This is a genomic window from Priestia sp. P5, from assembly GCF_029522155.1.
Taxonomy (GTDB): domain Bacteria; phylum Bacillota; class Bacilli; order Bacillales; family Bacillaceae_H; genus Priestia; species Priestia megaterium_E.
The window spans coordinates 312,550-325,522 of record NZ_JAKWFJ010000003.1 but is presented as its reverse complement, the minus strand read 5'-3'; the positions used below and the strand labels follow the sequence as shown (position 1 = coordinate 325,522).

General features: G+C 37.6%; 8 protein-coding genes. 5 read left to right on the top strand and 3 right to left on the bottom strand.

Features of this window, described 5'->3' with window-relative positions; all coding sequences use genetic code 11:
- Positions 1 to 177 precede the first annotated feature (177 nt).
- From MMB69_RS23160 to MMB69_RS23150, 3 genes are all read left to right on the top strand, one after another.
- On the top strand, positions 178 to 1,209 hold the full coding sequence (locus tag MMB69_RS23160; RefSeq protein ID WP_221785913.1) for a PepSY domain-containing protein: 1,032 nt from the start codon (positions 178 to 180) through the stop codon (positions 1,207 to 1,209).
- Between the two features lie 193 nt (positions 1,210 to 1,402).
- Complete coding sequence (locus tag MMB69_RS23155; RefSeq protein WP_221785912.1) at positions 1,403 to 2,602, top strand: class I SAM-dependent rRNA methyltransferase; 1,200 nt, start codon at positions 1,403 to 1,405, stop codon at positions 2,600 to 2,602.
- A 279-nt stretch (positions 2,603 to 2,881) separates the two neighbouring features.
- Positions 2,882 to 4,315, top strand: coding sequence for an anion permease (locus MMB69_RS23150; RefSeq protein ID WP_277448491.1), 1,434 nt, complete (start codon positions 2,882 to 2,884; stop codon positions 4,313 to 4,315).
- A 28-nt stretch (positions 4,316 to 4,343) separates the two neighbouring features.
- On the opposite strand, the gene MMB69_RS23145 is transcribed toward MMB69_RS23150, so the two are convergent.
- Positions 4,344 to 5,795 carry an alpha-amylase gene (locus MMB69_RS23145; protein WP_221785911.1) on the bottom strand — a complete coding sequence of 484 codons (1,452 nt, stop codon included), beginning with the start codon at positions 5,793 to 5,795 and terminating at the stop codon, positions 4,344 to 4,346.
- 250 nt (positions 5,796 to 6,045) lie between these two features.
- On the opposite strand from MMB69_RS23145, the gene MMB69_RS23140 reads away from it, so the two are divergent.
- The gene (locus tag MMB69_RS23140; protein WP_221785910.1) at positions 6,046 to 6,735 is read left to right on the top strand and encodes a response regulator transcription factor; all 690 of its coding nucleotides are present in this window, start codon (positions 6,046 to 6,048) and stop codon (positions 6,733 to 6,735) included.
- Positions 6,713 to 8,959: a sensor histidine kinase gene (locus MMB69_RS23135; RefSeq protein ID WP_264408722.1), complete on the top strand. Its 2,247-nt coding sequence runs from the start codon at positions 6,713 to 6,715 to the stop codon at positions 8,957 to 8,959. Before MMB69_RS23140 ends, MMB69_RS23135 begins: the two co-directional genes overlap by 23 nt.
- A 326-nt stretch (positions 8,960 to 9,285) precedes the next feature.
- On the opposite strand, the gene katA is transcribed toward MMB69_RS23135, so the two are convergent.
- Both katA and cstA read right to left on the bottom strand, forming a co-directional pair.
- Positions 9,286 to 10,746, bottom strand: coding sequence for a catalase (katA, locus tag MMB69_RS23130; RefSeq protein ID WP_221785908.1), 1,461 nt, complete (start codon positions 10,744 to 10,746; stop codon positions 9,286 to 9,288).
- 275 nt (positions 10,747 to 11,021) lie between these two features.
- Positions 11,022 to 12,830 carry a carbon starvation CstA family protein gene (cstA, locus tag MMB69_RS23125; RefSeq protein WP_221785907.1) on the bottom strand — a complete coding sequence of 603 codons (1,809 nt, stop codon included), beginning with the start codon at positions 12,828 to 12,830 and terminating at the stop codon, positions 11,022 to 11,024.
- Between the last annotated feature and the right edge of the window lie 143 nt (positions 12,831 to 12,973).

Genomic DNA, 12,973 nt, shown 5'->3' with positions numbered 1-12,973 from the left:
GCCCTGAATAATAGCTGAAAGCAAGCTGAAAAATAGTAGCTATTCTTATATCTTCAGCTAACTTTAAGCTTCTATTCGTCTTATTCTCAGAAATCTTTTGCATAATGAACGGCGTACTAGATAAAACGCCATAAATTAGACGGAAAGTCTAATGGTGAAAGAGGAGGAAATTTAAGGATGATTAAATGGACAAAAGTATTGTCTACATCTGCTTTAGGAACTGCAATTGCATTTAGCTCTATTACAACGAGTCACGCTGCAGAAATGAAGACAATGAAAGCAACTGAACATGTGAGTATCTCTCAAGCTCAGGCAAAAGGTATTGCTCTGCAAGATTGCAACGGTACGGTCACATCTACAGAATTTAAGCAGGAATCGAGTGTGTATGTGATTACAATTGTAACGAATAACCTGGAGCAAAGAATTGTAGAAGTAAGTGCGAGCACTGGAAAAGTAGTAAAGAAGCGAGAAGTGAAGTTATGGACACAAAATCAAGTGAAAGAATCTGTTTTTAAGCAGTATAAAGGCGCTATTCAATCTATTACCTTTAACAAAGAAACGCGTGAATATACGTTAACTGTAGTAGATGGCAAAGTAGAATATACGTTAACTGTAGATGGTCTAACGGGAAAAGTCATTCATGAGAATAAAAAAGAGCTGCAGCTAATGTCAGAGCAAAAAATAAAAGAAGCAATTGTTAAACAATATAGTGGTTACGTATATAGTCTGGAGTTTAAAGAATCCGCTAGTCAGTATGTCGCAGTGATTCTTAAAAATAGCACTCAATATACAGTAACGTTAGATGCTTTCACAGGAAAAGTAGTTAATACTTCTCAGCAAGAAGTGAAGGTATTAACGAGACAAGATGCAAAAGATCTTGCATTGGCTACATATGCAGGTAAGGTGAAAATAGTAGAATATGATCAAAACGCAGCGATTTTCACAGTGAAAATAATCAAAGATAATACGGAATACACAGTTACAATCGATGCGGTTTCGGGTGAAATCACACATGTAAAACATGATAATCTTCAGCCGTTAACGGAGAACGCTGTAAAAGTTCTTGCTTTAAAACATCAAGAAGGAAAAGTAGAGCATATTGAGCTTATAACAGAAAACTCAATAACTGTATACGTGGTGACTTTAGTGAGCGGAAGCAAGCAGCAGACGCTTAAGTTCGATGCATATACTGGACAAGAGTGCTCATAATTTTTTATCTTAAAACATAAAACATACATTTCATTTTTCATTCATATCAAGCAGAGGGTGCTTCAAGGCATCCTCTGCTTTTCTATTTTGTAACTGGAAACATTACCGGTTATCTATGTTAAGATAAATGTAGATTATTCTCGTAAAATGGATAAAACTAGAATGAACTAAATTAAATAGATAGGGTGTACACATGAGAAAAGAAGTACAAGTTATAGCCAAAGAAGCTTTTATTAAAAAAGTGAATAAAGGTTATCCACTCATTGAAAAAGATGCGCTTGTTGATGGTCATAAACTGCAAGAAGAAGGCGTTATTATTAACTTAGTCACTCCAAAGAATCAATTCTTAGCCAAAGGCTATTATGGAAAACAAAACAAAGGCTACGGATGGATTCTGACGAAGAAGAAAAGTGAACAAGTTGACGCGGCATTTTTTGCACGAAAAATTGAGCGAGCTATTGCCTCTCGTCACGATTTTTATGCGTCTGAAGATACAACTGCTTTTCGTGTATTTAATAGTGAAGGTGACGGAATTGGCGGCTTAATCATTGATTATTATGACGGATATTACGTCACGAGTTGGTATAGTGAAGGAATTTATCAATTTAAAGAATACGTTATTGAAGCTTTAAAATCTGCGCCTAACTTTAAAGGGCTGTACCAGAAAAAACGTTTCAACGTAAAAGGGCAGTATATTGAAGAAGATGATTTTGTCACAGGAAATAAAGGTGAATTCCCTTTAATTGTAAAAGAAAATGGTATTCGTTTTGCCGTTTATTTAAATGACGGAGCGATGGTTGGGGTCTTTTTAGATCAGCGAGACGTCCGTAAAACGATTCGAGATAAATATGCAAAAGGAAAGACCGTTCTAAACATGTTTTCGTATACAGGCGCATTTTCAGTGGCGGCCGCTCTTGGAGGAGCTGCGAAAACAACAAGTGTCGACTTAGCCAATCGCAGCTTGGCAAAAACAATTGAGCAATTTAGTGTAAATGGAATTGATCACGAAGCACAGGACATTATTGTAGAAGATGTTTTTAAGTATTTTAAATATGCGGTCAAGAAGAATATGACGTTCGATCTTGTGGTGCTAGATCCGCCGAGCTTTGCTAAATCAAAAAAGCATACGTTCAGCGCGGCAAAAGACTACAAAGATTTATTAAAAGAAGCCATTGCGCTTACAAAGCCGAATGGTGTCATTGTAGCATCTACGAATGCAAGTAATTTTGATATGAAAAAGTTTCATTCGTTTATTGAAAAAGCTTTTAACGAAAAAGGGGAACGCTACAAAATGATGGAGCAGTTCTCTCTTCCAGCTGATTTTAAAACAATAAAAGAATTTAAGTCAGGTGATTATCTCAAAGTCGTGTTTATTCAAAAAGTAAATCGCTAAATACAAGGCTGCATGATGAACTCATGCAGTTTATTTATTTTTAATAAAATAACGCTTACAAGCTATTTTGAAGGGAATAAAATGAAGGTAAGAGATAAATATTGTCAATATATATGATAAAATAATAAAGGAATTATGCTCAACACTTCACAATTTTACAATATCATCCTTACGAAACGTATTTTTACAATTATTTTATTTTAAATGGGATAAGTATTGGGTACGAAGTGGAAAGAGCATACTATTACTATTATTTAAAAACATGAAAGGAGAAAGATTATGGCTGAAACAACAAAAAAGCCTGCCGGCGAAGTGAAAATTATTCCTTTATTAATTTGTCTGGCAATCGGACTTGTTTTATGGTTTATTACACCTCCGTCCGGACTTGATGTGAAGGCTTGGCACTTATTCGCTATTTTTGTGGCTACTATCGTAGGGCTTATCATTAAACCATTGCCATTAGGCAGTGTAGCTATTTTATCTTTAACCATTATTGTATTAACTAATACATTAACACTTGAACAATCGCTCAGCGGTTTTCAAAATACGACGATTTGGTTAATCGTTATTGCATTCTTTATTTCTAGAGGTTTTATTAAGACTGGTCTAGGAACAAGGGTTGCCTATATCTTCGTTCGTTTGTTTGGTAAAAAGACGTTGGGACTATCGTATTCTCTTATTGTAAGTGACTTGCTTTTATCACCTGCAATGCCGTCTAATACAGCACGAGCTGGAGGAATTATTCTTCCAATAATTCGTTCTTTATCCGAAACATACGGATCGAGAACTGGAGACGGTACGGAGCGCAGAGTCGGCGCTTTCTTAACAAAAGTATCGTTTCAAGGAGATATGATCACATCCGCTATGTTCGTAACAGCAATGGCGGCCAATCCTCTTGCTGTTAAAATGACGGAACAAATTACAGGCAAGACTATTTCATGGGTTGGCTGGGCAGCGGCTGCAATCGTACCTGGAATTATTAGTTTAATTGTTATTCCGCTCGTTATTTATAAGCTTTATCCGCCAGAATTAAAAGAAACGCCGGAAGCATCTGAAATTGCAGCAAAAAAACTAAATGAAATGGGTCCGCTAAAGAAAGAAGAATGGTACATGATTGGCGTATTTTTACTTCTTCTTGTGCTGTGGATTTTTGGAGCTAATTTAAATATTAATGCAACAACAACTGCTTTTATTGGTCTATGTGCGCTGCTTTTAACGCAAGTGTTAAGCTGGTCGGACATCAAAAAAGAACAGGGAGCATGGGATACATTAGTCTGGTTTGCTGTTTTGGTTATGATGGCAACTTTCTTAAATGATCTAGGCATGATTCCTTGGTTCAGTGATCTGATGAAAGGCACTGTTAGTCATATGTCTTGGATGACGGCGTTGATTGTACTAGCTATTGCATATTTTTATTCTCACTACTTTTTTGCAAGTAACACGGCTCACGTCAGCGCTATGTACGCAGCATTTTTATCTGTCATTGTGGCCGCTGGTGCGCCTCCGTTACTGTCAGCATTGATTTTAGCGTTCTTTAGCAATTTATTTGGCTGTTTAACTCACTACGGCAGTGGGCCGGCACCGGTGTTCTTCGGTAGTGGATATGTAACGCAGCAAAAATGGTGGTCGCTCGGCTTTTTAATTTCAATTATTCATATTATCATTTGGATTGGAATTGGCGGCTTGTGGTGGAAACTGCTAGGTCTATGGTAAAAAAACAGTGGCGCAGGCCACTGTTTTTTTATGCTTCAGCCCACACGGATACAGAGCCGCCGTTTACAGGGAACTGTCCGTAGCCATCTTCTTCAATCACAACTTGATCTTCTCGGTTGTTTGTGAAGTCAATCCACGTTTGTCCACTTCGGTGTTGGCCGACGAACATTCTCTTTTCGCCATCTTCGCCGTTTGACATCACCACAGCGCATCCAGACTTCTCAAATTCCTCTACACCATGCCTTACCCATCCAATGGTATTCGGGTGATCAAAATAATCGTCTTGCTGGCCGTATGCTTTGTCATAGCGTACATGCAAGAGAGCGGAAATATCTTTTTCTTTTCCCTCAATTGGGTGCTCTCCGCCTATCCCAAAATAGTCTCCGTAAAACACACAAGGATAGCCGTCTTCACGAAGTAAAATTAGAGCGTAAGCACTTTGTTTGAACCAATCTTCTACCCAAGATTCTAAAGATTCATTTGGCTGAGAGTCATGGTTATCTACAAATGTGACAACATTCAACGGGTGAGTCTTGACTAATGTATCATCAAAAATCGTGGTTAAATCAAAATCTCTTCCTTGCTGAGAGGCTTCATGCAGTTTATAGTGCAGCGATACGTCAAACAAATCGATTTGATAATCAATCACGTCTAGGAATTCCTGACAGGCTGTTAACTCTGGATTCCAAAACTCTCCCACAAAATAAAAGGGCTTTTCTTGAGAAGAGGACAATTCGTGGGCAAACTCTTTAATAAAATCGTGGTTAATATGTTTAATGGCGTCCAATCGATAACCGTCGCACTGCAGAGTGTCTGCTAACCATTTTCCCCATTTGATCATTTCTTCTCGAACTTCAGGATGATCGTAATCAATATTTGCAAACATTAAATAATCGTAGTTGCCAAACTCTTGATCCACATTTTCGTTCCAGCTTTTGTTTTCTCCGGCAATACGAAAAACGCCTTCTTTTCCATTTTTATCATCGTAATCAGTGCCGTTAAAATGATTAAAGTTCCATTTGAAAGAAGAATATTGATCGCCGCGCCCTTCAAATGTAAACTTTGTCCACCCTTCAATTTCAAAAGGTTCAGAAATTTCTTCTGTTCGGTTCATGGGGTCCACTTCAATGACGTGGAACGTTTCTTTTTCATCTGCTGCAGCTTTATGGTTCATTACAATATCCACATAGACATTAATTCCATGATTATGACAGGCATCAATCGCTTCATGCAGCTCTTGCTTGGTTCCATACTTTGTACGAACGGTTCCTTTTTGATCAAATTCGCCAAGATCGTATAAGTCGTAAACGCCGTAGCCATTATCCTCTGATGAAACACCTTTTGTAACCGGGGGAATCCATACGGAATCAATTCCTTGTTCTTTTAGTTGAGGAGCGAGCTCTTTGAGGCGTTGCCAATGCTCGCCATCAGCTGGCACATGCCATTCGAAAAATTGCATAATTGTATGATTCCGTTCCAAGTTAAATCATCCTCCTTTTAAATAAAAAGATATAATCGCTCACGGATAGTTCTTTAGAATCAAATGAGGAATTGATTATATTTTTTCTTTTAACGTTCCTGTTATCCCTATTCTTTAAACCTTTTTCAACATATGAAGCTTAAGAAAATCTTAAGATTTCCCCTTCCTTTTTCTTAAGAAATGCAGTTTACAATAAAACCCATAGACGAAATGACCCATGATATACTTTTGAAAGGAGTGTGAGAAATCAATGAACGAATATGTGGTTTTAGTCGTAGACGATGAGCAAGAAATCCGTAATGGCATTGCTATTTATTTAAAAAATGAAGGTATTAAAGTCTTTACGGCCAAAGATGGAATCGAAGCCATAGAGATACTAAATAAAGAAAAAGTTCACTTAATTATTCTTGATATTATGATGCCAAGGCAAGACGGCATTTCAACGACGTTTAAAATCCGAGAACAAAAAAATATCCCGATTATTATGCTGAGCGCTAAAAGCGAAGATGCAGATAAAGTGCTCGGTCTGCAGGTAGGAGCAGATGATTATGTGACAAAGCCTTTTAATCCATTAGAACTGATAGCGAGAGTTAAATCACAGTTAAGAAGATATGTGACATTAGGTACATATGAGGAAACAAAGACGATTGATATCCGAGGTCTCGTACTTGATATTGAGGCTAAGTCCGTCACTCTTGATGGGGCATTCATTAAGCTGACTCCCATTGAGTATAAAATTGTAGAGTTATTAATGAAAAATGCAGGGAGAGTTTTTTCCATACATGATATTTATGAACGCGTATGGAATGAACCAGGCTACAACGCAGAAAACACAGTAGCGGTACACATTAGAAAAATAAGAGAAAAAATTGAGATTGAACCAAAAAATCCGAGGTATGTAAAGGTTGTGTGGGGACTTGGATACAAAATGGAAAAGTAGCGTCATTTCAGCTATAGGGATTATCTTGTTTTTATTTGGTTTAGGAGCAACTATTTCTTCAATTAGTAACGTGCATAATCTATTAAAAACAAACTATTTACAAAAAAGCAGCTATGTAAAATCAGAAGACTTCAAAAAGCAAATAAGTCGTTTTACAAATGATCTCTACCTTTTAGAATTGACACAAAAAGATAAGAATACCGTTAATGCAAATAAGATAACAGAAGAAGAGATTGAGTCGTATCGATATACGGAAGGAACATTAACAGAACAAATAAAAAACGTGCACGATAAATATGAAGAAAAAATAGAAGACGCTAAACAGGCAAAGAGCAAAAACGTTGAAGCTGCCTATGTAAAGCAGCAGGATCTAGAAGTTAAAAACATTCAAAAAAAGTTTCAAGATGATCAATTCGTTCGAGAAGAAATAGCGAAAAACAAAAAACTCGAAATGAAGAAACTATATGATGAAGCTTTTGATAGACAAAAAACATTATCTCAATATAAAAAAGACATCATGTATTATTTAAAAGATAGGAACACGAACAAAATATACACGAACATCCAAAACGCAGGCAAAGAAGATGTTAATCAATTAGTAAAACAGAAAAACATATTGTATAAACATACTTATTCAGCTCAATCACCGCTTGTGTTCCAAGCAGATGAATATAAAAATTCGTCGTTAAGCAGTGAGGTAGACTCAGAGATCCCAACCCGGTATTTAAAGCAGAAGTTTACGGGTATAATTGCTGTTCCTGAAAAAGAAACCTTCATTAGTCCTTTATTTGATGAATATAACTATTATCATCATCAAAATGTAGCGTTTCTCGTGTATGCATTGTCAGGGATACTAGCTCTGCTAATAGGTTCCTTTATTTATAAAAAAACAATAACTGGACATTTAAAAGAAATAACAAAACAAACTGCAGTACAGAGGGTTTATAAAAAAATACCTTTAGATATTTGTATAATTGTTTTTCTTTTATATTCATTTTTTACATTAAGTCTAGTTCTGAACGGCTATCCTGCTTCTTTATTAGAATCATATAAGCATGTTGCTACGTTCTTCTTTTATATGATAGCAATATCCATAGCTATTTCCCTATGGGCACTTCAAGTATTTCTACTGTTTCAGCGTATGCGCACAATAGATGACATAGAAGAATATAAAAGAACGTGTGTTTATCAAGTAATTTATTTTCTTCAATCTATTTTTATTATCAGACATATTGGCATGCATATAATGGTTGTAGTGCTGCTTTTAGTGTTTGCCGTGTTTGCTGTTGCAGCTCTATTGACTAGTGGATCTATGTTTGCAGAACAAGTATCCATACTGTACTTAGCTGTTGGAAGTGTTGTAGGAGTGGTTACTTTGATACTGCTTATGCTACGAGTTAATTATTTAAATAAAATTATTATCTCAATTGATCAAATCGCCACAGCCGAGTGGAAAGAGCCGTTACCTATCAAAGGAAAATCAGCTTTGACTCAAGCAGCGCTAAACATAAATCATATCCAGCAGCAGATTCAAACATCTCAGCATGTTCAAGTTAAAAGTGAACGCTTGAAAACAGAGTTAATTACCAACGTCAGTCACGATTTAAGAACACCATTGACTTCTATTATGACATATACAGCGTTGCTAAAGTCGCAAGATCTTACTTCGGACGAACAACATGCTTACATTGAAATTATTGACCGTAAATCAAAACGGTTACAGACACTTATTGATGATTTATTTGAAGTGTCAAAAATGGCAAGTGGAAATGTAGAATTGCATAAAGACAAAATTGATATTAACCAGCTTCTTCATCAGGCTTTAGCTGAATATAATGAAGCAATTGAAGATTCAACTCTGCAATTTCGTATTCAATCTCTCGAAAATCCAATATTTGCTACTGTAGATGGTCAAAAATTATGGAGAGTATTTGACAATTTGATAGAGAATATATTGAAATATTCACTTGAACAAACGCGTGTCTATATTTCTGTTCAAGAAATAAACGAACAAGTGAAACTAACATTTAAAAATGTAAGTAAATATGAATTAAATGAGCAGGCAGATGAGCTGTTTGAACGATTTAAAAGAGGGGACACTTCAAGACAAACCGATGGTTCCGGACTTGGGTTAGCTATTGCTAAGTCAATTATTGATTTGCACGGAGGAGAACTGAATATTGAAATTGACGGAGATTTATTTAAAGTAACGATTACTCTTTAATGTGAGTGAATATAAACAGCATATCTAGTAAAAAAAGAGAAGCAACCTCATTATGCTGGTTGCTTCTCTTTTTTTAGCGTTCGTAATTTTATTCCGCAACCGCAAAGCGTACTGTGCTTTAGTACTTTTATTTCTCTATTACACTGATTACATCTTATTTCTTGTCCAATCATTTCTTCATCCCTTCCTCTTTTTACAAGAATTTAAATAAGTATCCATAAAATATGGATACTTATTTAGTGATAAAATGTTAAACTAATTGAGAATAAACGATAATCTACAATGAGAAAAATACCTTTATTTTTTCATTTAGAAAACTGATAAATTTATTTTACTTGCTGCGGAACAGATAATCCTAAACCGTCTGCAACGCGTGTTCCATACTCTGGATCCGCTTTGTAGAAGTGTTGAATTTGACGCAGTTTAATCTCTTCTTTTTCTACAGGCTTCATAGCTTCAACGATGTTTGCAACTAGTCGTGTACGCTCGTCTTTGCTTAGAAGGCGGTATAAGTCACCTGCTTGCGTGTAATGGTCGTTATGATCATATGCAACACTATCGGCAACGCCTGAAACAGGGTATGCTGCTTGTTTGTTTTCCTGTGATTCTGTCGGGCCGCCAAAGCTGTTTGGCTCATAATAAACAGAACGGCCGCCGTTATCGTCAAAGCGCATTTGGCCGTCACGCTGATAGTTATTTACTTCGCTGCGCGGACGGTTAATCGGTAGCGCTTGATGGTTAGCACCCACGCGGTAGCGATGTGCATCGCTGTATGCGAATAGTCGACCTTGCAGCATTTTATCAGGTGATACGTCAATTCCCGGCACAAGCGTTCCAGGTGAGAATGTAGCTTGCTCCACTTCGGCAAAATAATTTTCTGGATTGCGGTCCAAGACCATGCGACCTACTTCAATTAACGGGTAGTCTTTTTGTGACCAAACCTTTGTTACGTCAAATGGATCAAAGCGATACGTATCAGCGTCTTCTAATGGCATAATCTGAACGTACAGCTTCCATGAAGGGAAATCGCCTTTTTCAATGGCATTAAATAAATCTTCAGTATGATAATCTGGATTTTCACCAGCTAGCTTTGCGGCTACGTCTGGAGACAGATTTTTTACGCCTTGCTCTGTTTTAAAGTGATATTTTACCCAAACGCCATCTCCTTTGGCATTAACCCATTTAAATGTGTGGCTGCCAAATCCATGCATATGGCGTAAAGTTGCGGGGATACCGCGGTCAGACATTAAAATAGAAACTTGATGTAAAGATTCAGGAGATAAAGACCAGAAATCCCAAACGGCCGTCGGGTTTTTTAAATGTGTGCGTGGATCGCGTTTTTGTGTATGAATAAAGTCAGGAAATTTAATCGCATCTCGGATGAAAAATACGGGTGTATTATTTCCGACTAAGTCGTAGTTTCCTTCTTCTGTATAAAATTTAACAGCAAATCCGCGAGGATCGCGAACAGTATCTGCTGAGCCGTTTTCACCAGCTACTGTTGAAAAGCGAACAAATAGAGGTGTTCGTTTTCCTACTTCAGAAAGGAAAGCTGCTTTTGTATAGGTTGAAACATCGTTTGTCACTTCAAAATAACCGTGGGCACCGGCGCCTTTTGCGTGTACGACGCGTTCAGGAACACGCTCTCGGTTAAAATGGGCTAATTTCTCTAAAAGGTGAACATCTTGAATTAAAGTAGGTCCGCGTGAACCAGCGGTCATCGAATTTTGGTTATCTCCAACCGGAGCTCCCCAACTAGTCGTTAGGTTATTCTTGTTTGTTGTCATCTTAGAACCACCTCTTATTTGAATTTTATTATGTTAGAAATAATAATAACATCTTTAAATAAAAAATCAATACTAATTTATAATTATTATAATTTAACTTGGATATTTTGAGATGTAATCAGTGGGAGGATACGCATGTGAAATGTACGAACTATTTTAAAAATTTTCTGTATAGTATATTTAGTTTAATAATAAAAATGCTTGGTGTGCAATTATTTTGACCGGCTATTACTACGTCAAAAACACGCTTGCTTCTATAAGCAAGCGTGTTCGTTTTATATATTTTGTGATAAGTTTGCTTTCGCCGCTAGTTCAGCCTGAGGCGTGCGCCAAAGCTGCGTCCATTTTTGAATCGCGGCAATCATAATAATGAGACCGAGTATAAGCATGATGATCGAAAGAGTCGCATTTAATATGCTGTAACCTGCCGCAGCCGCGTTTAAATACACATTCTTAACCATCCAATAACCCGCATAGTTAACCGTTACGTAAAGGTAGGCTAGTGGAATGAGACAAGTAAGCATATAGGAGCGCTTATCCGCAATTCTAAGAATAACGGTTGCACCAATAATTAAACCAATAGATGCCATTAACTGATTCGATACGCCGAACAGCGCCCAAACTGAGCCAATATCTCCTGAGAACAATAAGTATCCCCACATAAAACAGGCTAGGGCACTTGCAAAAATGGACCCAGGAAGCCAGTCTACTCGCTTCAATGGCTTATAAAATTCACCAAAAAAGTCTTGAATTAAATAGCGGGAAACGCGTGTACCAGCGTCGATAGCAGTCAAAATAAACACTGCTTCAAACATAATAACGAATTGAAAAAAGTAAGAAGACAGGTGGCTGAACCAAGGAATTTCCGTGAAAATATACGTCATTCCTACAGCCAGTGTAACAGCGCCGCCTGTACGGCCTTCTAAGTTTAGGCCAATTTCTTGGCTAAGCTGAGGAAGAGCTGTTACGTTCATGCCAAGCGTTTTGAACACTTCAGGTGTAGAGTTGATTGCAAAATAGTCTCCAGGATGTAAAGCAGTTGCGGCAATTAATGCCATAATTCCTACTAAGCATTCGACTAACATCGCGCCGAAGCCTACAACTTTAATGTCACTCCAACGATCGAGCATCTTAGGGGTTGTTCCTGAACCAACAAATGCATGGAAGCCAGAAATAGCACCGCAGGCGATCGTAATGGAAATGAACGGCCACACAGGTCCTGCTAAAATAGGGCCGCCTCCGTGAATAAATTCAGTAACTGCAGGAAATGGAATTGCTGGATTTACGAAAAACACGCCTACAATCAGCGCGATAAAGACACCAATTTTCATAAAGCTGCTTAAGTAATCTCGAGGTGCTAAAAGCAGCCAAACGGGCAAGGCCGCTGCGAAAAATGCATAAACGGGAAGAATAATTGAAAGTGTTTTAATATCTAGCGTTAAAAAATCTCCTAAAGCTGTTCCTTGAATATAAGGACCGCTAAATACGGCGATTAAAATTAAAATGAAGCCGACGGTAGAAGCCGCTTTTAAATTACCGGTTTTTTTGTGGTAAATACCTACCCCCATTGCGATCGGAATAGTAATTCCAACAGCAAATGTACCCCAAGGATTTTTCTCAAGTGCGTGTAACACGACCATAGATAAACCGGCCATTGTAATGGTAATGATAAAAAGCATAGCTAAACCTGTACAAAAACCAGCGACGGGTCCTAGCTCTTTTTTAGCCACTTCTGAAAGCGACTGACCTTTTTGGCGCATAGATGCAAATAACACAACTGCATCGTGAACGGCTCCTCCGATTACAGCTCCGATTAAAAGCCAGAGCAGTCCGGGCAAATAGCCAAACTGAGCTGCTAAAATAGGTCCAACAAGCGGACCCGCAGCTGCAATAGCTGCAAAGTGATGACCAAATGTTACCCATCGGTTGGTTGGCACGTAATCTTTTCCATCTTCAAGCTCATGTGCCGGCGTTTTTTGCGCATCGTTTAGTTTCAAGACCTTAACAGCCATGAATGTTCCATAAAGCCGATACGCAATCATTAAAATACAGATAGATCCAATAACAATCGTAACCGCATTCATTACAAATCCCCCTATCCCTTAGTTGTATGATGTTTGTACTACTACACAACGTTATGTAATTGTGTGTTCCCCTTACAACTTTCATTATAAAAGAAGAAAGCGCTTTTATCACCAGTTTTTCCCTTAATTATTTAAAAAATTAG